The organism is Paenarthrobacter sp. NEAU-H11 (assembly GCF_050573415.1).
GTDB lineage: Bacteria > Actinomycetota > Actinomycetes > Actinomycetales > Micrococcaceae > Arthrobacter.
Genome location: NZ_JBNZGA010000022.1, coordinates 59805 through 78564 on the forward strand (window position 1 = coordinate 59805; position 18760 = coordinate 78564).

Annotated in this window: 22 protein-coding genes and 1 pseudogene; 7 read left to right on the top strand and 16 right to left on the bottom strand. The window is 63.6% G+C overall.

Annotated features, from left to right (window positions below; all coding sequences use genetic code 11):
- Positions 1-171: 171 nt before the first annotated feature.
- Positions 172-1203: an Lrp/AsnC family transcriptional regulator gene (locus tag ACQ3DC_RS19835; protein WP_430753026.1), complete on the top strand. Its 1032-nt coding sequence runs from the start codon at positions 172-174 to the stop codon at positions 1201-1203.
- A 174-nt stretch (positions 1204-1377) separates the two neighbouring features.
- On the opposite strand, the gene ACQ3DC_RS19840 is transcribed toward ACQ3DC_RS19835, so the two are convergent.
- The 8 genes and pseudogenes from ACQ3DC_RS19840 to ACQ3DC_RS19875 form a co-directional block, all read right to left on the bottom strand.
- Positions 1378-1704, bottom strand: coding sequence for a hypothetical protein (locus ACQ3DC_RS19840; protein ID WP_157240067.1), 327 nt, complete (start codon positions 1702-1704; stop codon positions 1378-1380).
- Positions 1705-1854: 150 nt separating this feature from the next.
- Positions 1855-2076: a hypothetical protein gene (locus ACQ3DC_RS19845; RefSeq protein ID WP_197432435.1), complete on the bottom strand. Its 222-nt coding sequence runs from the start codon at positions 2074-2076 to the stop codon at positions 1855-1857.
- A gap of 50 nt (positions 2077-2126) precedes the next feature.
- A pseudogene (locus tag ACQ3DC_RS19850) lies at positions 2127-2361 on the bottom strand (thiamine pyrophosphate-binding protein); the annotation flags it as partial.
- An 86-nt stretch (positions 2362-2447) separates the two neighbouring features.
- A complete protein-coding gene (locus ACQ3DC_RS19855) occupies positions 2448-3026 on the bottom strand; it encodes a hypothetical protein (RefSeq protein WP_157240065.1) in 579 nt (192 codons plus the stop codon).
- 43 nt (positions 3027-3069) lie between these two features.
- The gene (locus ACQ3DC_RS19860; RefSeq protein WP_157240063.1) at positions 3070-3363 is read right to left on the bottom strand and encodes a hypothetical protein; all 294 of its coding nucleotides are present in this window, start codon (positions 3361-3363) and stop codon (positions 3070-3072) included.
- A 663-nt stretch (positions 3364-4026) separates the two neighbouring features.
- Positions 4027-5724 (bottom strand): urocanate hydratase, encoded by a 1698-nt coding sequence (locus ACQ3DC_RS19865; RefSeq protein WP_430753027.1) that lies wholly within the window; start codon positions 5722-5724, stop codon positions 4027-4029.
- A gap of 356 nt (positions 5725-6080) precedes the next feature.
- On the bottom strand, positions 6081-7643 hold the full coding sequence (locus tag ACQ3DC_RS19870; RefSeq protein ID WP_430753028.1) for an MFS transporter: 1563 nt from the start codon (positions 7641-7643) through the stop codon (positions 6081-6083).
- Positions 7640-8296, bottom strand: coding sequence for a flavin reductase family protein (locus ACQ3DC_RS19875; protein ID WP_370460503.1), 657 nt, complete (start codon positions 8294-8296; stop codon positions 7640-7642). Before ACQ3DC_RS19875 ends, ACQ3DC_RS19870 begins: the two co-directional genes overlap by 4 nt.
- A gap of 115 nt (positions 8297-8411) precedes the next feature.
- On the opposite strand from ACQ3DC_RS19875, the gene ACQ3DC_RS19880 reads away from it, so the two are divergent.
- Positions 8412-9074, top strand: coding sequence for a GntR family transcriptional regulator (locus ACQ3DC_RS19880; protein ID WP_157240056.1), 663 nt, complete (start codon positions 8412-8414; stop codon positions 9072-9074).
- Between the two features lie 329 nt (positions 9075-9403).
- The gene (locus ACQ3DC_RS19885; protein WP_157240055.1) at positions 9404-9550 is read left to right on the top strand and encodes a hypothetical protein; all 147 of its coding nucleotides are present in this window, start codon (positions 9404-9406) and stop codon (positions 9548-9550) included.
- A 99-nt stretch (positions 9551-9649) separates the two neighbouring features.
- On the opposite strand, the gene ACQ3DC_RS19890 is transcribed toward ACQ3DC_RS19885, so the two are convergent.
- The 3 genes from ACQ3DC_RS19890 to ACQ3DC_RS19900 all read right to left on the bottom strand — a co-directional run bounded on the left by ACQ3DC_RS19890 (position 9650) and on the right by ACQ3DC_RS19900 (position 12457).
- Positions 9650-10216 (bottom strand): recombinase family protein, encoded by a 567-nt coding sequence (locus ACQ3DC_RS19890; RefSeq protein WP_430753029.1) that lies wholly within the window; start codon positions 10214-10216, stop codon positions 9650-9652.
- Between the two features lie 137 nt (positions 10217-10353).
- The gene (locus ACQ3DC_RS19895) at positions 10354-11097 is read right to left on the bottom strand and encodes a hypothetical protein (RefSeq protein ID WP_430753030.1); all 744 of its coding nucleotides are present in this window, start codon (positions 11095-11097) and stop codon (positions 10354-10356) included.
- 655 nt (positions 11098-11752) lie between these two features.
- Positions 11753-12457, bottom strand: coding sequence for a TetR/AcrR family transcriptional regulator (locus tag ACQ3DC_RS19900; RefSeq protein WP_430753034.1), 705 nt, complete (start codon positions 12455-12457; stop codon positions 11753-11755).
- Between the two features lie 135 nt (positions 12458-12592).
- Between ACQ3DC_RS19900 and ACQ3DC_RS19905 the strand changes: the two genes are divergently transcribed.
- Entirely contained in the window at positions 12593-13978 is a 1386-nt protein-coding gene (locus ACQ3DC_RS19905; protein WP_157240043.1) for a flavin monoamine oxidase family protein, read from the top strand.
- Positions 13979-14067: 89 nt separating this feature from the next.
- Positions 14068-14550: a pyridoxamine 5'-phosphate oxidase family protein gene (locus tag ACQ3DC_RS19910; RefSeq protein ID WP_321214924.1), complete on the top strand. Its 483-nt coding sequence runs from the start codon at positions 14068-14070 to the stop codon at positions 14548-14550.
- On the opposite strand, the gene ACQ3DC_RS19915 is transcribed toward ACQ3DC_RS19910, so the two are convergent.
- Positions 14547-15155: a DUF6919 domain-containing protein gene (locus ACQ3DC_RS19915; protein ID WP_321214925.1), complete on the bottom strand. Its 609-nt coding sequence runs from the start codon at positions 15153-15155 to the stop codon at positions 14547-14549. The two genes, ACQ3DC_RS19910 and ACQ3DC_RS19915, sit on opposite strands and share 4 nt — an antisense overlap.
- A 65-nt stretch (positions 15156-15220) precedes the next feature.
- The gene (locus ACQ3DC_RS19920; RefSeq protein ID WP_321214926.1) at positions 15221-15823 is read right to left on the bottom strand and encodes a hypothetical protein; all 603 of its coding nucleotides are present in this window, start codon (positions 15821-15823) and stop codon (positions 15221-15223) included.
- A gap of 164 nt (positions 15824-15987) precedes the next feature.
- Here ACQ3DC_RS19920 and ACQ3DC_RS19925 point away from each other — a divergent pair, with 164 nt between their 5' ends.
- Positions 15988-16368, top strand: coding sequence for a VOC family protein (locus ACQ3DC_RS19925; RefSeq protein ID WP_421094183.1), 381 nt, complete (start codon positions 15988-15990; stop codon positions 16366-16368).
- A 60-nt stretch (positions 16369-16428) separates the two neighbouring features.
- Here ACQ3DC_RS19925 and ACQ3DC_RS19930 read toward each other — a convergent pair whose 3' ends face one another.
- A complete protein-coding gene (locus ACQ3DC_RS19930; protein ID WP_157240034.1) occupies positions 16429-16833 on the bottom strand; it encodes a DUF5997 family protein in 405 nt (134 codons plus the stop codon).
- Between ACQ3DC_RS19930 and ACQ3DC_RS19935 the strand changes: the two genes are divergently transcribed.
- Positions 16796-17620, top strand: a complete 825-nt coding sequence (locus tag ACQ3DC_RS19935) for a LysR family transcriptional regulator substrate-binding protein (protein WP_321214929.1) — start codon at positions 16796-16798, stop codon at positions 17618-17620. The genes ACQ3DC_RS19930 and ACQ3DC_RS19935 overlap by 38 nt on opposite strands.
- Before the next feature lie 82 nt (positions 17621-17702).
- On the opposite strand, the gene ACQ3DC_RS19940 is transcribed toward ACQ3DC_RS19935, so the two are convergent.
- Entirely contained in the window at positions 17703-18365 is a 663-nt protein-coding gene (locus ACQ3DC_RS19940; protein ID WP_430753031.1) for a DUF3618 domain-containing protein, read from the bottom strand.
- Positions 18362-18760, bottom strand: a 399-nt coding sequence (locus ACQ3DC_RS19945; protein WP_430753032.1) for a phage holin family protein, incomplete at its 5' end; no start/stop codon positions are given. The genes ACQ3DC_RS19945 and ACQ3DC_RS19940, both read right to left, overlap by 4 nt.

An 18760-nucleotide genomic window follows, 5' to 3' on the forward strand; every position in this document is an offset into this window, starting at 1 on the left:
GTGCTCGCCGACGGCCCGTGAGCCGAAACTGGCAGTCAGCGCGGCTTTTCTGACTTTCTTGAATGAAGATGGGGGTGCCATTGGTTCTCCGATGTGGCGTGGGTCATATGGACGAAGAAAAACTCTACGGTCTATGAAAAAATGCGTCCCAAAATGCAGGAAAATAGTCCCATGGAAGAAATAGTGAAGGATAGTTCTCCCTTGGCGGAACGGGACATCGAGTTGGTCAACGCCCTCCAGGTGGCACCGCGTGCCCCATGGGAGGACCTGGCCGAGGTCCTGGGCGTTCACCCCACTACGCTTTCGCGACGATGGGCGCGGTTGACCGATGCTGGGCTCGCCCGTGTCTCGATCACACCCGGTCCGGAACTTCTGCGCGTAATGGACGTGGCGTTCGTCGAACTGACCTGCCAGAACAACCGCGTTCTGGACGTGGTCGAGAAACTCATTCCGGATCAGCGGCTCATGTCCATCCAGTTCATCGCCGGCCCGGCACATCTTTTGCTGACGGTCGCTGCGGCAGAGCACAGCCTCTCCACTTTCCTGCTCACTACCATCGGCAACCTTGACGGGGTGCTGCACTACTCAGTGCGTTCCGTCACCAGCCAGATCCTCGACGCCGGCCGGTGGCACTTCCACGCACTGCCGGCAGCGAAGCTGCGCAGCCTGTCCCAACTGCATAAGCAAGCATTTAATGCCGGCGAAGGAGCCGCATTAAGGATGGATACCACCAACCAGGCGCTGATGCGTGCACTGGGTGTTGATGGCCGCGCCAGTCTTCGCGAACTCGCCGCAGTCGCCGGCATATCCCCAGTCGCAGCCGCACGGCGCGTGGCCCGCCTGGTCGGCGGAAAATACATCACCGTGCGCTGCGACGTCACCCGACGAGGATCAGGACGCAGCTACAGCGCCATCCTATGGGGCTCAATACAGCCGGACCGGGTCCCGACTCTGGGTGAAGGGCTCCACGACCGGGTACCGGCCCTGCGCCTGATGTCATCTGTCACCGGGGCCAACAACATCCACATGGTCGTCTGGCTAAACAACCCGATGGACCTGCTCCAGGTTGAACGGCAGCTCCTCCAGTCCGTTGACGGCCTTACGATCGAGGACCGCCGCATAGTGCTCCGCACGTTCAAATACAACGGCGTAAGACTCGACGAAGACGGAACGTTTGGCCAGATAGTCCCCATGGCCTACTAACCATGAAAGCGAGAATACTGGCCAGCTGTCGCACCGTCGGCTGACACATCCATCATCGACAGGCCAAGGACGTCCACTTCGGGCCTACCCCGACTATTTTCGACTGCCGATAAGGAGCCTTCCGTAAAGCTGACATGCGTGAGCATAAGGAAGGACGTCAGGTTGAGGTGTAGCTCATTCAGAAAGGCGTGTGCGTATCTTGTTCAGCGGTTCAGCTTTGCCGGGTTGGATGGATTCGTGGGTCACGCCACATGGCACTTCTTGATCGACGCGGACGGTGTACTTGCCGTGATTGCGTTGGATGACAAGGATTCCCTGATTGCGTTCCAAAGCAGCGGGTATGAGTGCGTTCACGGCACGGTTGAGCTTTTCGTCCCTGCTCCAGGGCTCCTCAATAGTGATGACTTCAAGGGAGAGAGGAAGCGGCTGGCTCGGTAAATGGTCGCCGCCCATCATCGGAACGGCAGCACTGGCTAACGATAAAGGCGAATTGTGGGACACACGTCCTCCTCTGTTGGGTCGACCGGCATATACGGTCGCATTTGCTTCTATTTCGTTTCCTGCCCGCCCTGAAGTTTCCTCAGCCTGGCCCGGTGGCCCGTAGCCCCTGCCCAGGGGGGCGAGCAGAGGCTACGGGGGATTTGGGGGGTGTCAGGCGGGCTGGCTTGCGAGGCCGTAAGCTTCGTCGTCGGACGCCTGGGGGATCTTCATCTCGAAGGTCTCCGTGTAGTCGTGGTACCCCATCCGGGCCAGGGGCTGGATTTTCTGGATGTCGAGTCGGCCGTCGAGGGTGAGGACCTCGACGTTGATGTGGATCCGTTCGACTTGGGCGAAGACGATGTCGATCGTACCGACGTTCGAGTTTCCCGTCATTCGGTGCGTGGAGAGGTATTTGCATTCGAAATGGACTGGGCTTTCGGCGACCCTGGGTGTGGGGGAGAGCTCCGCGTAGCGTTTGGTGATGCCGGGGCACCGCCCTCATGCCTGCACACGACTGTGTCTATGGGGGAATCGTGGAGCCCGTCGAGGACGTCGAGGAAGCTCACCGGGAACGACGTAAGCGCGCGTGACGCCATGGGCTACGAGCGAATCGACGATGACGTGTCCTGCGGATTTGGTCAGCTGAGAAGCGGGAAGCTCACCTGCACCGGCCCTCACCGCTTTGGCACGGGGATCTGCTGACGCGGTCGAATCCAACGCGGAAGGGCTGTGTTGCGGTGCCTCGGGAGAAGCTGAGGTCGTTGTCACTGGTTCTTCTCGTCTCCTAGGTTTTCCATGAGGTTCTGTGTGAGGACCGCATGCGCCAAATTTTCAGGACCCGGGGCGGGTCGCGAGAGAGGCTTGTTGTGGCGTGTTGCGCGGGCCAGGATGCTGATCTGTTCGAGGGTGAGGCCTGAAGCCGCCGCCAGCTGTGCTGGGTCGAGCAGTCCCGTTTCAAGCGCTCTGACGATGAGCTGTTCCTGTTGCTTTTGTAATTCCCCTCGTGCGGCCTCGAGTTTGTTGGCCTGCTGGCTAACGGCGCTGAGGCTTTGAACGTGGGCTTTGGCCGTGACGCGGGAGTGGGGGAGTTCTTCCCAGGCCAACGCGAGGGATCTTGCTTTGGCGGGGGTTACACCTGCTGCGCAAGCGACTACGTGCACCGGCACATCGTCCCAAATCGCTTGTGCAATTCCAGAGTCCAGCTCGCCTCGCAAACTGTTAAGTCTGCTGGAGATGCGGGCTACTAGGCCTTGGCCCTGGATGATGAGTCCTTGGTGGAGTTTCTGCCTGTCGCGCACCGCCCGTTGCTCGGAACCTGCTTTGCTCCTGTAGGTGTAAGTCATGTCGTGGCAACCCGGCGGCAGTGGCTTGTGCTGTTGCTCGTCATCATCTGCTTGGACATTTGGTCCTCGCAGCCTCAGGCGCCGGCATTGTCGCCTGTTGGCTGATCGCCGCGGGACGGCGCCTGTCCGGCAGGTCGTGGGAATCAGCCCACACTTCGAATCCTTCTGCTGCTTCGAAGATCCTTCGGCTTTCTGCGCCGTCCGCCGCCAGCCACAGCATTGCGACGTCGGCGGCGACGGCATCAACGACTCCGGCCCGCACTAACCGGCCGCGCCTGCGGATCTCGACTTCAGCGCCCACAAAGCGGCCCCAGTCATCGCATCGGTAGGATTTCATGGCGGTTCTTTCTGTTGAGAGGCTAAGCACACCGTTGTCGGGCGCTTCTACTGGGGGCTAGTCGGTCTCCGGTCCCTCGCAGTAATGGCAGCCGTCGTCACAATAAGGCGGGGCGGCCGGAAGGACGGAATCCGGTCTCGGGATTGTCGATGCGGGGGGCTTGCCAGGGTTTATCCCCCGGGGGAAGCTGCGGGTTTCGTCCAGCGCGCTGAATGACTGGTGGGCTAGAAGCTGCCAATGGAATCTCCTGGGAAAGAATGGCCGTCCTTGGGCCGAGGGTGCCTGGATTCGCTTGCGACCAGCATCAACTCACACATGTGCTGTTGTCCGTCTGCATGACGCTGCCCTTCGCGATGCCTTGCCAGGCAGCTGTCCGGCCGACATGAGCCCGCCATCCCTCCATCGGGCAGTGCTCCCCGGTCCTCGCTCCGGGGCTTCAGTAAAGTTCACTTCGGGTTCTGCTCGTAAAGAATGCGTTTCTTCACCCTGGCCTCGATACCGCATCATGGTCTGACTCCGACCGTTCAATTGTTGCTCCTTGGCGGGCGCTCGGTACCATCCTGTCCGCCTTCCCGGATTGCTCGGGGTTGCTTTCTCATCTGTTCCCGATGATGCAAACAAGGCTTCGTAAGGCGAGCCCGGAAAATCCCGGTCCTTCATCCCTTACCTGCTTTCATTCATGGGGATGCGGACGCCGCGTTCATTGGCGACTTTGAGGGCGCGGTCGTAGCCGGCGTCGGCGTGGCGGATGACGCCCATGCCGGGGTCGTTGGTGAGGAGGCGTTCGAGCTTCTGGGCGGCGAGGTCGGTGCCGTCGGCGACGGAGACCTGGCCGGCGTGGATGGAGCGGCCGATGCCTACACCTCCGCCGTGGTGGATTGAGACCCAGGTGGCGCCGGAAGCGGTGTTGAGCAGGGCGTTGAGCAGCGGCCAGTCAGCGATCGCGTCCGAGCCGTCCGCCATGGACTCGGTTTCACGGTACGGGGAAGCGACGGAGCCGGAGTCCAGGTGGTCGCGGCCGATCACGATGGGTGCCTTGACCTTGCCGTCCTTCACGAGCTGGTTGAACAGCAGGCCGGCCTTGGCGCGGTCGCCGTAGCCGAGCCAGCAGATCCAGGCCGGCAGGCCCTCAAACTCTACGCGCTCCGCGGCGGCGTCGATCCAGCGGTGCAGGTGCTTGTTCTCCGGGAACAGTTCCTTGATGGCCTCGTCCGTGACGCGGATGTCCTCGGGGTCGCCGGACAGGGCAACCCAGCGGAACGGGCCGAGGCCCTCGCAGAACAGCGGGCGGATGTAGGCCGGGACGAAGCCGGGGAATTCGAAGGCGCGGGTGTACCCGCCCTTGCGGGCTTCGTCGCGGATGGAGTTGCCGTAGTCGAAGACCTCGGCGCCTGCGTCCTGGAATTCCACCATGGCCTGGACGTGCTTGGCCATCGAGGCCTGGGCTTTCTTGGTGAACCCCTCCGGATCGGCCTGAGCTTCGCGGTGCCATTCCTCAATGGTGATGTCCTCGGGCAGGTAGGAGAGCGGATCGTGGGCGGAGGTCTGGTCGGTGACGATGTCCACGGTGAGTTCGCCCGCGTTATGGCGGCGCAGGATCTCGGGGAAAACGGTGGCGGCATTGCCCACGTAGCCCACCGACCAGCCGCGGCGCTCTTCCTTGGCCGCCAGGACCTTGGCGATGGCGGCGTCGAGGTCTGTTTCCACCTCGTCGAGGTAGCGCTTGCCGGCGCGGCGGCGCAGGCGGGTCTCATCGACGTCGACAATCAGGCACGCGCCCTCGTTCAGGGTGACGGCGAGCGGCTGGGCGCCGCCCATGCCGCCGCAGCCGCCGGTCAAGGTCAGGGTCCCGGCAAGGGTGCCGTTCTCATCCCCGGCGAGTTTCCGGGCGATCGCGGCGAAGGTCTCGAACGTGCCCTGCAGGATGCCCTGGGTGCCGATGTAGATCCAGGACCCGGCGGTCATCTGGCCGTACATCATCAGGCCCTCGGCCTCGAGCCGGCGGAACTCGGGCCAAGTGGCCCAGTCCCCCACCAGGTTGGAGTTGGCCAGCAGGACGCGCGGGGCCCACTCGTTGGTGCGGAAGACACCCACCGGCTTGCCGGACTGGACCAGGAGGGTCTCGTCCTTTTCCATGGTTTCCAGGGTGCGGGTGATGGCATCGAACGCTGCCCAGGACCGGACGGCCCGGCCGGTGCCGCCGTAGACCACCAGGTCATCGGGGCGTTCGGCCACCTCGGGGTCCAGGTTGTTCATCAGCATGCGCAGCGGGGCCTCCGTCTGCCAGGACTTGGCCGTGAGCACGGTGCCGCGGGCAGCTTTGACCGGGCGGGCACCGGTGGTGAAATCGGCGGGTGCCATGATGGCTCCTTAAGGAAATAAAGTGAACTGACTTGTGACTTTTGTTTTTGGACGCGGGGGACTGAACCGCCTTCACCGGGTGTGATGTCAGGGACTCAGGGAAAGTGCGGGAGTGCCAACCCAAATGGCCGTCCACCCGGTGCGGGAAGTTATTCCTCCATGTCGGGGAACAGGGCACCGTCATAGCTGGTTGGTACAAGGTCCTGTGTCATGGGAGGTGCCTCCTGCCAACGGCTGCCACGGGAAGAGGCACACATGCGCTCAGGCAGGGGATCAGTTCGCTGCTTCATTGTGGTTCACCTGATTGTTTGACTTGTTGGTGGTAGCGGAACCAAGAGTGATGACGGTCGCAGCGTTTAGGGAGATTGATTTGCCTCTGCGGAAGCGTCCGAAATTGGAGATCGAGAAGGTGGACCTCGAGGAGGCGTTGGACCTGCAAACTCCGCCGCGCCCGAGTTTGGTGTCTTCACAGGCGGAGAGTTGTGGAGAGCGCTGGGGACGTCTGCACGTCCCCAGCGCTTTCTGGTAAGGCCGGTTTGAGGACTGTGTCGGGCCCCGCGGACGAGGCTGTTGTTTTTGGTTTCGCGCATGAGTAGGCCGGTGATCAGGGTGATGGCGGCTACTCCTACGAGGTAGAAGAGGAACCAGTCCTGGTGGCCTGCCTGGCCGAGGGCTGTGTTTACGTAGGGTGCGGTTCCGCCGAATATGGCTGTGGCGAAGGAGAGGGGGCCCGCGACTCCGGCGGCGCGGACTTTGGTGGGGAATACTTCTGCCCAGACTGCGCCGTTGACTCCGAAGAGCAGGGCCATGGCTGTCAGCGATGCCAGCATGGCCAGGAGCAGGGTTCCGAAGGTCCCGTCGACGAGGTTGTAGATCGGAATGGTCAGCAGGACGAACGCTGCGCCGAAGGCGATGACCAGGGGTTTGCGTCCGATGCGGTCTCCGAGCCACCCTGCGCCCAGGACGGCCCCGAGGAAGAATACCTGGGCGATGAGGCTGGCGACCAGTGCGCTGGAAGCATCCTGTTTGTAGTGGACTTGTGCGTAGGTGGGCATGTAGATCAGCCAGGTGTAGAACATGACTGAGCCGCCTGCTGACAGGCCGAAGACGATGAGGATTGAGCGCCAGTAGTGAAGCAGGCCGCGCTTTGCCTGCCCGGCCGAACCTGATTGGCCGGGCAGGAGTGACTCGGCATCGGGCTGGTTTCCGTCGGAGTGCGAGGCTTTCTCGAATGCGTCGGTCTCGGTCAGCCGCCGGCGGAGGTAAAGGGCGTAAAGACCGAGCACGCCGCCAATGGCGAAGGCGATCCGCCAGCCCCAGGTTTTCATGTCGTCCGAGGGGAGGCTGGAGTTCAGGATCAGGCCGGTGATGGTGGCGAGTATGGTTCCGAGGACGACGCTGACCCAGGACGTGCTGCCGAAAAGTGCCCGTCGCCCCTGGGGGGCGCGTTCGACCAGGTAGGTCACGGAGGTGCCCATTTCGCCGCCGTGGGCCAGGCCTTGCAGAAGACGGGCGACGAGCAGGAGCACGGACGCCAGGACCCCAACGGAGCCGTAGGTTGGTGCGATGGCGATGGCGATGCTGCCGAAGGCTGTGAGCATCATGGCGACGGTCAGGCTCTTGCGGCGGCCGGCGCGGTCGGCATACGCGCCGAAGAGGAACCCGCCCAGGGGCCGGGTCACGAAGCCGACGGCGAACACGGCAAGTGTCGACAGCAGCGCGGAGGTGGGGTTGTCGGGCTGGAAGAACTGGACGGCGAAGTAGGGGGCGAAGATCGAATAGATCGTCCAGTCGTACCATTCCAGGGTGTTGCCGAAGTTGACGGCGATGAGGTCCCTGAACCTTTTGCTCTTATCCGCTGCGGTGGTGTCAGGCAGCGGTTCCGCGGCCGCCCGGGTGGAGCTGCTGTGGTTGGTCATGCTGCCCGTCCTTCCAGACCCATTTGGGCGTCCTGGTCCGCTCCGGGTACGCGCATCTCAAAGGTCTCGCGCACCACGGTGTAATCGAAGTATCCCAGACGGGCGATGGGCTCAATTTTTTTGATGTCCAGCCTGCCGTCAACCGTGATGACTTCATCGTCGATGTGCACCGTTTCGACAGTGGCGAAGATGATATCGACGGTTCCGACCGCGGAGGCTCCGGGGATGCGGTGGGTGGAGTGGTACTTGCATTCGAACTTAACCGGGCTCTCCTGGACCATCGGGACCGGGAAGTTCTCTGCGTAGGTGCGCGTGAGTCCCAGATGTTCGAATTCACTTTCCTCCGGACCGAGGGCCATGGCGGACTTGTTCACAGCTTCACGCAGCGGGTAGGTCGCCATGTTCCAGACGAACCAGCCGGTGTTCTCAGCGTTGATGACTGTGTCTTTCCGGCGCCCGTCCGGGTATTGGTTGGCTGAAAACATCACCATCGGCGGGTCGAAGGTCAAGTTCTGCCACTGGCTGTAGGGCGCGATGTTCTCCACGCCGGTCGTGCTCACGCTGGAGAGCCAGCCGATGGGACGGGGGACAGTGCAGCTCTTGAAAGGGGAGTAAGGCAAGGGGCTGGGCTCGGTGGCCGGGTTGTACTTCACGACATTCTCCATGTGGTGGGGATCACTGCTACACCCTCAGCGTAGAGCATATATGCGGAATATATCAAGAGTATGCGGCCGTCTATTGTGTAGTCTGGAATGGAAGGGGAGTGGGATGACGAAGGCTGACGACGCGTATTTATTGCTTGCCGAAATGATCGAAACCGGACGGCTGGAGCCGGGCACCTTTCATACGGAAGCGGGATTGGTGGAGGAGGTCGGGCTTGGGCGGACGCCCCTGCGTGAGGCTCTCCAGCGTCTGGATCGGGACCACTTGGTCCGCATCAGGCCGGGTCGGGGGATCGAGATCCCGGCGAATTCGGTGGATGAACAACTCCGGCGGCTCGAGGTCCGCAGGGCCATGGAGGCTCTTGCGGTGGCGTTGGCCTGTGAAAGGGCGACCACTGCCCAACTCGCCGGCATTGAGGCACTCGCCGAGGAGCTGGCAGACATCCACGACCTCGAGGATTACGTCCGGGCCGTCCGGGCGACACACCGCATGCTTTGTGAAGCAGCCCATAACGAGTACCTGGGTGATGCCATGACCCCGCTGCAGGGTCTGTCCAGACGGTTCTGGCTGGCCCATGTTGTTGATGCCGTTGAAGAAGTGCGGGCAGGGAAGGGGATGCACCTGCAGCTGCTGCGCGCAATCCTGGCTCGAGACGCAGAAGCCGCCCAGCGGGCATCCATACAGCTCAATGACTACCTCGTCAGGTTTGCCCTAAGTGTTGCCACCCGCAACGCAAGGCTGGGACGCCTGGGCGCACCTCAGTACTAGCTGTCGCATTCCTGGCGGGCCGTCCCTGCGGACGCGCCTCGGTTGCTATTCCGGGCGTTCCTGGCGCTGAACCGTCCCGTCGGGTGTTCCGGCCTGATGAGGATTGCTTCCTGGAACAGCTGCTCGCGCTGGGCTCCAGCGGAGCGCTCTAAGAACACGACTTCGGCGACAGCCGGCTGCACCGGCTCGCGCTGGTTTCCCGCGGCCCTGCGGGCGACGACAGTCCTCCGGCGCGGCAGGCTCGAAGACCCAGGAGGACTTCCCGGCTATGAAGAGATCGTGGGTGCCTTGGCCAACCCTTCGCATCCTCGCCACCCCGTACACGCCGCATGGGCGGCCGACGCGACGGCTCCGATGAGCGTTTCGACCCGGCCGTCCTGGACCTCACCGCCGTGAACCTGGCCCTGGCCAAGCTGCTCCGAGTACGAATGCTGGGAGAGACACTACCGATGGTGCCTGGAAAAGGGCCCCTTTAGGGTTCTCCCCCACCTACCCCAAAGGGCCGATAATGTAAATTCTGTAAAGCTAAGGGCTGTGCGGTCCAGGGAACATCGACGACCAGGCAGGGGAGCGGATCACTCCAACTTTACATTGCGGAGGTACTGGTAGACGGTCTCCCTGCTGATCCCGTAATCACGGGCAAGAAGTGCTTTCGGAACGCCGGTGCCGGCGCGTTGGACGAGTTCGGCTACCCGGTCCGGTGTGAGGGTCTTTTTCCGTCCTTTGTAGGCGCCGCGCTGCTTGGCCAAGGCGATGCCTTCCCGCTGGCGTTCCCTGATGAGGGAGCGTTCGAATTCGGCGAAGGCGCCCATGATGGACAGCATGAGGTTGGCCATGGGGGAGTCCTCGCCGGTGAAGACCAGGCTCTCTTTGATGAATTCCACCCGCACGCCTTTGCGGGTGAGGCCGTGGACGAGGGCCCGCAGGTCATTGAGGTTCCTGGCGAGCCGGTCCATGCTGTGAACCACAACAGTGTCGCCATCCCGGGCGAACCGCAGCAGTTCGGTGAGCTCCGGCCGGGCGGTGTCCCTGCCGGAGGCCTTGTCCGTGAAGACCCGGTCCAGGGCCTGGCCTTCGAGCTGGCGTTTCTCGTTCTGGTCCAGCGTGCTCACGCGTACGTACCCAATACGCTGACCCACCATGGCTGCCTCCCACTCTCATGCGTGACATTGAGTGTTAGGGCCAAGCGAACGTGCGTCAAGGCTTCCGACTTTGCCCCACTGTCGAAGCCGGCGCTGGTCGTGCTGCGGTTCATGCTCGTGTCGATTAGAGCGCGAATCTACTCGGCAGAAGGACGAGTACTGCGGTGTAGGTGCTGCTGGATGTACGACTCATAAGACGGGCGAGAGTTCAGCCAGGGCCAGTCGTCTTCCCTAGGACCTGCTGTGAGGGAGCTTAGGACTGGGAGGCCAAGTTCTGCACGCATGGCATCACGAAGAACGTGAAGCAGATCTTGGGCTTGGAACCAGGCTGGATAGTAGGAAGTGAACGCATGCCGCTTCTCGACTCGCCAGGTTATCTCCATCATGGCGCCCGATACCCGATCTGCGAGATCAGCAACATGATTGGTTGCCAGCAACTGAATCTCGCCGAGCAGTGGCTGAAGTGAGTCATTCCACGTTATGAAGTATTCCGTGAGCCCTTCAGAGATGATGTCGTCGTCTTCATCGGAAATCTCTGAGTCTCCGTCATAGGACAAGAAAGTAGCTACTCCATCAATCTCGCGAAGCATGACTTCGGCTAACGCCAGATATTTCGCATAGACCGCGCGCCGATCCAAAAGCCAACGACGGCTGTCCTCAACCTGACCTTGCGCATCTCGCTCGAACGAGCCAGCAGGGCCGACACGATGGCAACAGCAAGGCCGCCGCCAATTGTGAATCCGCCGGTAAGAAGCGCCGTGGTCGTCTGGGGTCCATACTCTGATCCTAAGAGAGGCGGCGTCACCGGGCTCAACTGTCACATGGTCCCGGAAGCGGGCTGGTAAGCCATGAAGGGTCTGCACATGATGCATCTGATGCAATACGCAGCCTTCGGCTTGACATAACGTCGGTTATCGGCATTCAAAATGGAAGGTGTTCCGAGAACCCTATTGGAGCCATCCCGAAGTGAGATGGCCGGCGCCTCGCTTGGGGTGGAGCATTCGCCAGGCCGTTTGTGCAGTATGACGTGAACAGGGAGCGCCATGGGCTATACCCGCTACTACTTTCCTGGCCTGAGGGCGACTGCCGAGGTAATCGCTGATGCGCGCATGATCGTGGCAGCATCAGGCCGTAACCATCTGCGGCCCGAACGGCCAAGGACTTTCCATCATCCCTGAGCATTAGGCTATCCGGTTGAACGGCCTCAAGGCTGCCGGCAAAGCATTCGAAACATTCCATCTGCGGAGCGCCAGGAAGCTCGGATATCCAAGGATGACTGGGTCTAGTAAGACTTGGAACCGGCCTTAGGACGAGGTAGTTACAGCGGTCTTGATAGCCGCTGCCGTCCGGGCGCTGAGATCGAGAACGGACCTCGTCATGAGCGACGGGCTTTGGGATGACTGGACCGCCGGTCTCCATCTGTTCGAGAGAGCGGTGCGGCCACTGGCGGACCAGGACAAGATCGGACAGGAGCTCTACATCGAGCGGATGCGGCCGGAGTCTTTCCTAGCTGACGGCTCAGCGTCACCGCAGCTCCTACCCCCGCAGCGCACCCAGCCCCGAAATCAGCGCCTCCAACCCCAGGCTGAAGGCCGCATCCGCGGGGGACCCGTCGCCATTCGCGGCGCTCCGCACGGCGGCGGTGAAATGAGGCGTCGAGCCGGCCATCGTGCCCGAATCGAAAATATCCGCCGGTGCCGTGACGTCGTATGCGGAGCCGAAGATAAAGGACTCCAGTGCCACGATCGAGGACACCACCCGATCCTGCGGGAATCCGGCGTCGAGAAATCCCTTGCTCACGGTCTCGTACATCGCCAGCGTCTGCGGCGCGTCCGTCACCGGAAGCACGGCAATGACCGGAATGAGCGGCGTATGCCGGGCGAAGACATTCCGGTAGCTCCACGCCCAGCTTCGTACCGCCTCTTCCCAGGGAGCCGAGCCAAAATCGGACACATCCACCAGTGAGGTCAAATGGTCCTCCACCAGGAGCAGGACGTCCCTTTTCGAGGCCACATGGTTGTAAAGGGCCGACGGCGCCACGTCCAGTTCCTTGGCCAGGCCCGCCATGGTGAGGCCGTCGTAGCCCTTGCGGTTGATGAGTTCCAGCGCCGCCGCCGTGATCCCCGCCTTGTCCAGCAGTGCGGCGGACGGCCGTCCCGCCCGCCTCCTGGCCCCCGCATTTCCAGCGGGGGTCCCGGAATTCCCCACGGAGCGTCCCTGTACAGCTGGTCCTGCCGGCATCACTGGCCTTTCGTCGGTGGTCTCCAGCATTATTCCATCCGGCACTTCCGGTCCCGGAGCCAAACAGCTATAGTTCTCATAAATGAACGTCATTCATTTACTGGTTCCCGGCAAAGGAACCCAAGAGAGGACATCATGCTGAACCTGAACCGCGACGTCGTGGTCGTCGGAGCCGGGCCCTCGGGACTCACCGCAGCCCGCGAACTGAAGAAGGCCGGCCTCAGCGTCGCCGTGCTGGAGGCCCGCGACCGCGTAGGCGGCCGCACCTGGACCGACACCGTGGACGGGGCCATGCTCGAAATCGGCGGCCAGTGGGTTTCCCCGGACCAAACCGTGCTCCTGGACCTCCTCCAGGAACTCGGCCTCCGGACCTACCCGCGCTACCGGGAGGGCGATTCCATGTACATCGGCAAGGATGGCATCCCGGTCCGCTACGCCGGCGACACCTTCCCCGTGGACCCGGACACCGAAGTCGAAATGAACAAGCTCATCGGCCTGCTGGATGGCCTCGCCGCCGAGATCGGCCCCACCGAGCCCTGGGCCCACCCCAAGGCCCGGGAACTGGACACCGTCTCCTTCCACCACTGGCTGCGCCGGCACTCCGCGAATGAAGAGGCCTGCAGCAACATCGGCCTCTTCATCGCCGGCGGCATGCTCACCAAGCCGGCCCACGCCTTCTCCGCCCTGCAGGCTGTGCTGATGGCCGCCTCCGCGGGGTCCTTCACCCACCTCACGGACGAGGACTTCATCCTGGACCGGCGTGTTGTGGGCGGCATGCAGCAGGTCTCGCTGCTGCTGGCGCAGGAGCTGGGGGACGACGTCGTCCTTAACTCTCCGGTGCGTACCATCAACTGGGAGCCGGACGCCGACGGCGGCCACCGCGTCACCGTCGAATCGGACCGTGCCACCGTCAACGCCCGGTTCGTGATCATGGCGGTGCCGCCCAACCTCTACTCGCGGGTCTCCTTCAACCCGCCGCTGCCGCGCCGCCAGCACCAGATGCACCAGCACCAGTCCCTGGGCCTGGTCATCAAGGTCCATGCCGTCTACAGCCGCCCGTTCTGGCGGAACTCCGGCCTCTCCGGCACCTGCTTCGGCGCCGGGTCCCTAGTCCAGGAGGTTTACGACAACACCAACTTCGGCGATACCAGGGGCACCCTGGTGGGCTTCGTCTCCGATGAAAAGGCCGACGCCGTCTTCGAGTTGGGTGCCGACGAACGCCAGCGTGCCATCCTGGAGTCGATCGCCGGCTTCCTCGGCGCTGAAGCGCTTGAGCCCGAGGTCTACTACGAGTCCGACTGGGGCTCGGAGGAATGGACCCGCGGCGCCTATGCCTCCAGCTACGACCTCGGCGGGCTTCACCGCTACGGCAAGGACCAGCACGTGCCGGTCGGACCCATCTACTGGTCCTCCTCCGACCTCGCCGCGGAAGGCTACCAGCACGTGGACGGCGCAATCCGGATGGGGCTCCGCACCGCTGCCAGCATCCGCGAAGCAGCGAAGTTGCCCGTTCCGGCCTAAAGCGGGACCGGCCCGGCTGGAATGTAAGCATGCTTACCAATAGGCTGGCGGTGGGGAGCGTCCCCGCACGCAGACGAATGAGGTGAGACATGACCGACACCGGGAGCATCAGCAAGGTTACGGACATCATCAACCACTCCCACATCGGGATGTTGACTACCATCAACGAGGAAGGCGCACTCGTCAGCCGGCCGCTCGCCGTCCAGGATGTTAAGGACGACGGCGACATGTGGTTCTTCACGGGCCTCGGCACCTCACAGGTTGCGCATGTCCGGGCTGACCCGCGCGTTAACGTTTCCTTTGGCAAGAACACCGAGTGGGTTTCCGTCGCGGGGACCGCAGAGGTGGTGACGGACCGGGCAAAGATCCGTGAAATGTGGAACCAGGCTGTCGAAGCGTGGTTCCCCGACGGACCGGACACCCCCGAGGTGTGCCTGCTCCGGATCGACTCCGACTCAGCCGAATACTGGACCAGCCCTGGCGGAACGGCCGCCACGGTGCTCCAGTGGGCCAAGTCCAAGGTCACCAACAGCCGGATGAGCGTCGGCGAGAGCGGCAGGGTGGAGCTTTAGTCCAGCTCCACCCTTTGCAGCGCTGCGAGAACCTCCGGCAGCAGGAGATCATTCCGTCCCCAGGCGGGATCGAAGACCTCCACGTACCAGGAGTCGGACAGCAGCAGGGCCAGGGCATCGTTGGTTTCGTCCGCCCAGTCCTGGACCTGCTCCTCCTCCACCGGATTTTCGCTTGACCCGAGGACCGTGGTCACTTCTGTCCCGGTCAGGGTCACAGGTATTGCTGCGCTGCTGGCCTCACCGGGAGCATGGGCCACCGTCACCAGTTCCGTGCGGGTGGACAGGGCCAGCAGCGCAGTGGCCGCGGCGGCGGAGCAGAATCCTGTTACGTACTGCCGCTGCGCAGCCGATTCGGTCCTGATGCCGGGCTGGGACTCCTTCGTGAAAATCCCGTTTCGGTTCAGCTCGGCGAGGGCAGCAGCAAGCGGCCGGGTTTCATCGTCGAAGCCGGGCGCGAACGTGCCCGGCTGGTACTGGCTTGCCCCTTCCAGCCACCGGGCGGTCAGCTCGCCGGCGGCCGCAAGCGTCGTGGCCTGCCGCCAGACCCCGCGGTCTTCCAGCAGCCGGCCGAACTGGTCACGGGTTGGCAATTCCTGAGGATCCATCTTCGGATGCTATCGCCGCTGCGCGCTCCGTTCCATGGAAGCGACACAACGGGTAACGTCCGGCCCTAAGCCTGCTCGGCGGGGATGCCTGCTGCCCTCTCGGCGGCGGCGAGGGTGGCACCGAGGCTGGTGACGGCGTCGGGATACCCCTGTTGGGGGGCCATGCGCAGCGCCTCAGCCTGCCGCATTGCCTTGATGAGGGCGGAGGTTTCCGGTGTCCGGACATCGGTCAGTGCCGGGTAATCGATCAGGCAGGCCGGATCCAGCTCGTACCGGCGCCACCGCGCGATCAGTTCGTCGTGGCGCGCCTGCGCTTCCCGGTGCGCGGCCACCTGCTGCAGGGATTCCCGGCGGCCGCTGCGCCACGCGAAGTACCGCGGGCTGCTCCGGTACGCAGCCACTCCGGCAGCCACACCAGCACCGCCAAGGAACAGTCCTGCCCAAGGGGATATGAACGCCGGGATCAGCAAGGCGGGAACAGCCACGCATGCGCCCAGGAACAGATCCCAGAAGAGCTGGTCCGACCGTTCCGCATTGTCCTCCCGCGCGAGGAGGGAACGGCGCCGGATGACAAAGACCGTGGCCGCCACGCTGGCCACCAGCACCAGGCCGCACAAAACCACCGCACCTGTCCCCTGCAGCACGCCCTGCACTGCGGCTTCCGCCATGTCTGACACCTTGCACCTCCGGCATTGAAGGCCCGGACAAACAAACCCGGGTGGTTCTTCCATTGCAACGTTTTCCGGCCGCCCGGTCAATGGCCGGAACCCCGGGTTCAGGGCACGCCCGGAAGTCCCTTTCTGCCCGGGGCAAGGCACCGTACCGTGGGACCATGAGAATCAAAATGTGCAGCATCCACGTCAAGGACCCGGCCGCCGCCCACGCCTTCTACACAGGGACCCTGGGCTTTGAGACCCTGATGGCCATGCCGGAGTACAACCTGTACATCATCAAGGACCCGGGCGCCGGCAACGGATCTGTCGGGCTGTTGCTGGAGCCCAGCGACAACCCCATCGGCGCCACGTACATGAATGCAGTGCACGACGCCGGGCTCCCCGCCATAGTGTTCGGCGTCCCGGATGTGCAGGCTGAGTACGAGCGCCTGCTCGCGGCCGGGGTCAGCTTCAAGAGCGGCCCCACGGAAGATCCCTCCGGGATCAGCGCTGTGTTTGACGACGGCTGCGGGAACTTCGTCCAGCTGCACCAGGACTGACGCGACCTGGCGGGGTAGCCGTGAGGCAGGCCTGCCCTGACAAGCCTAGGTTTTGGGCGGTTATTCGGCCTTTGCGCGGGCCTTCTTGGCTTCCTTCTTGGAAGCTTCTTCCTTGACGCGCTGGGCCTCGGCCCGGACGGCGGCGTGCGTGGCGCGCTCGGTGACCAGCCACTGCGGGGGAGCCTGGAGCAGCGCGGTGATTTCCGCCGTCGTCAGCGCTTCCTCGACGCCGCCACGGGCCAGCCCGCTGATGGAAACGTTCAGCTTCTGCGCCACCACCGGGCGGGGATGCGGGCCGTTGCGGCGCAGCTCGGCGAGCCACTCCGGCGGGTTGGCCTGGAGCTCGGCGAACTCGGCACGCGTGATGGTTGAATCCTGGAACTCCTGCGGTGTTGCGGGCAGATAGATGCCAAGTTTCTTGGCAACGGTGGCCGGCTTCATGGACTGGGAGTTTGCAGAGGTCATGCTTCAAGGGTATCCGGGCGGACGGTACTGTGAAGACGTGCCCTCCGACAACATCCCCCAAAGCCCTGCCCCCGCTGAATCTCCGGAGCAGGAGGCACCCCGCGTGCTCCGGTTCGCCTACGTGGCCGGCGTGACGCCCGGGAAGTGGATCCGCCGCTGGGAAGAGCGCGTGCTGGATGTCCCGCTGGAGTCTTTTATGTCCGACGACGGCGCGCAGGTTGAAGTGCTGCGCAACGGTTCCGCCGAGCTCAGCTTTGTCCGGCTTCCCGTGGAGCGCGAGGGCCTGAACGTCATTCCGCTCTATGAGGAGCAGCCGGTGGTGGTGGCGCCCAAGGGCCACGAAATTTCGGTCTTTGAAGAGGTGGCCCTCGCGGACCTTGGCGAAGAAACCTTCCTGGACGTGGCGGAAATGGGCGGGCCCGAAGCTGCCCTTCAGGTGGTGGCCTCAGGGGCCGGCCTGGTGATCCTGCCGATGTCCGTTGCCCGGCATTTCAACGTCAAGGACACCGTGGCGCGGCGGCTGACAGGCGCCCCGGGCACGGAAATCGCCTTGGTGTGGCCCGCGGATTCCACGGACGAAGTGATCGAGGAATTCATCGGGATCGTGCGCGGCCGGACGGCGCAGAGTTCCCGCCAGCCTTCGGCGCAGCCAACGAAGGTAAAGAAGGATCCCAAGCCGGACCGGCGCGGAACCGGAGCCAAGAAGGCGCCCAAGGTTGCCCAGCGGTACGCCCCGAACCCGGACAAGGGCCGGGGCAAGGGCTCCCGGAAAAAGGGCAAGCGCTAGCCTGTACTGCACAAACGCAGGGAAGGGCCGGCTCCGTGCGGAGCCGGCCTTCCTTGCTGTCACGTCCTAGGTGTTGTGGGGCCTAGGTGTTTTTGACGTTCCCCGCGGCGTCGGTGGCGCGGTCTTTGACGTCGGTGGCGGCGTGTTGGCCTTCGGTTTTGACGTTTTGGGCGGCGTCGGTGGCGGTGGCTTTGACGTTTTCCATGGCTTGCTGGGCGGGTTCCTTGAGGTCCTGGGCCATGTCCTTGGCGGCGTCGGTGACCTGGGTGGCGAGGGGCTCGGCGGCGGTCTTGAGCTGCTGGGCTGCCTCGCGTTCCTTGTCGCTGGCGGGGATCAGGGAGGAGATGAGCATCCCGGCGCCGAACGCGATCAGGCCGGCGGCCAGGGGGTTGCCCTGGGTTTTGGCTTTGACCTGGTCCGGGGCGTTGGAGATCGCGGTGCCGGCGTCGGACAGCGTGGAGGCCACGTTGTCCCTGGCCCCGTGCAGGGTGTCCCCGGTGGAGTGCATCGCGTTGCTGGTGTGCCCGGCGCCGGAGTGCATCCGGTCGTTGACGGTGTTGGTGGCTGAGTCTGCTGTGCCCATGATTTTCTCCTTCACGCCGGTGACCGCGTCTTTTACTTTGTCGGTTTGGCGGTGGACGATGTTGGACGGGGTGACTTTGTCGGCGACCGCGTCAACGTTGGTGCCCAGGCGGGCGCGGGTGGCTTCTATGTCTGAACGGATTGCGTCCGGGTTATCGCTCATCGGTTTACCTCACCTGGTTTTAGGGTTGGGGGAATTTCGGACAGGGTCTCGCCGGTCTGGGGCAGGCCCTTGATCTGTTTGAGTTCCTTGCGCCCGATCGAGGCCAGGACCGCGGCGGTGATGCCCCAGACCACGGCGACGATCAGGGCGGCCCAGCCCAGGGGCATCAGGGCGCCGAGGGCGAACATCAGGGCCAGGGACAGGAAGACGAGCACGAAGTGCCCGGCCACGCCTGCGCCGGCGAGCATGCCCGAGCCCTTGCCGGCCTTGGTCGCGGATTGTTTGAGTTCGGCCTTGGCGAGTTCCACTTCCTGGCGCATCAGCGTGGACAGGTCGCGGGTCACGTCCCCGAGCAGCTCACCCAGCGAGGCGTTATCAGCCTTCAGGTGCGCCTC

Excerpts from the sequence above, each read along its gene's own strand:
- ACQ3DC_RS19835 (WP_430753026.1), top strand. The coding sequence starts at position 172 with ATGGAAGAAATAGTGAAGGATAGTTCTCCCTTGGCGGAACGGGACATC.
- ACQ3DC_RS19845 (WP_197432435.1), bottom strand. The coding sequence starts at position 2,076 with ATGACGGGAAACTCGAACGTCGGTACGATCGACATCGTCTTCGCCCAA.
- ACQ3DC_RS19855 (WP_157240065.1), bottom strand. The coding sequence starts at position 3,026 with ATGACTTACACCTACAGGAGCAAAGCAGGTTCCGAGCAACGGGCGGTG.
- ACQ3DC_RS19860 (WP_157240063.1), bottom strand. The coding sequence starts at position 3,363 with ATGAAATCCTACCGATGCGATGACTGGGGCCGCTTTGTGGGCGCTGAA.
- ACQ3DC_RS19865 (WP_430753027.1), bottom strand. The coding sequence starts at position 5,724 with ATGGCACCCGCCGATTTCACCACCGGTGCCCGCCCGGTCAAAGCTGCC.
- ACQ3DC_RS19870 (WP_430753028.1), bottom strand. The coding sequence starts at position 7,643 with ATGACCAACCACAGCAGCTCCACCCGGGCGGCCGCGGAACCGCTGCCT.
- ACQ3DC_RS19880 (WP_157240056.1), top strand. The coding sequence starts at position 8,412 with ATGACGAAGGCTGACGACGCGTATTTATTGCTTGCCGAAATGATCGAA.
- ACQ3DC_RS19885 (WP_157240055.1), top strand. The coding sequence starts at position 9,404 with ATGGGCGGCCGACGCGACGGCTCCGATGAGCGTTTCGACCCGGCCGTC.
- ACQ3DC_RS19890 (WP_430753029.1), bottom strand. The coding sequence starts at position 10,216 with ATGGTGGGTCAGCGTATTGGGTACGTACGCGTGAGCACGCTGGACCAG.
- ACQ3DC_RS19900 (WP_430753034.1), bottom strand. The coding sequence starts at position 12,457 with ATGCCGGCAGGACCAGCTGTACAGGGACGCTCCGTGGGGAATTCCGGG.
- ACQ3DC_RS19905 (WP_157240043.1), top strand. The coding sequence starts at position 12,593 with ATGCTGAACCTGAACCGCGACGTCGTGGTCGTCGGAGCCGGGCCCTCG.
- ACQ3DC_RS19910 (WP_321214924.1), top strand. The coding sequence starts at position 14,068 with ATGACCGACACCGGGAGCATCAGCAAGGTTACGGACATCATCAACCAC.
- ACQ3DC_RS19915 (WP_321214925.1), bottom strand. The coding sequence starts at position 15,155 with ATGGATCCTCAGGAATTGCCAACCCGTGACCAGTTCGGCCGGCTGCTG.
- ACQ3DC_RS19920 (WP_321214926.1), bottom strand. The coding sequence starts at position 15,823 with ATGGCGGAAGCCGCAGTGCAGGGCGTGCTGCAGGGGACAGGTGCGGTG.
- ACQ3DC_RS19925 (WP_421094183.1), top strand. The coding sequence starts at position 15,988 with ATGAGAATCAAAATGTGCAGCATCCACGTCAAGGACCCGGCCGCCGCC.
- ACQ3DC_RS19930 (WP_157240034.1), bottom strand. The coding sequence starts at position 16,833 with ATGACCTCTGCAAACTCCCAGTCCATGAAGCCGGCCACCGTTGCCAAG.
- ACQ3DC_RS19940 (WP_430753031.1), bottom strand. The coding sequence starts at position 18,365 with ATGAGCGATAACCCGGACGCAATCCGTTCAGACATAGAAGCCACCCGC.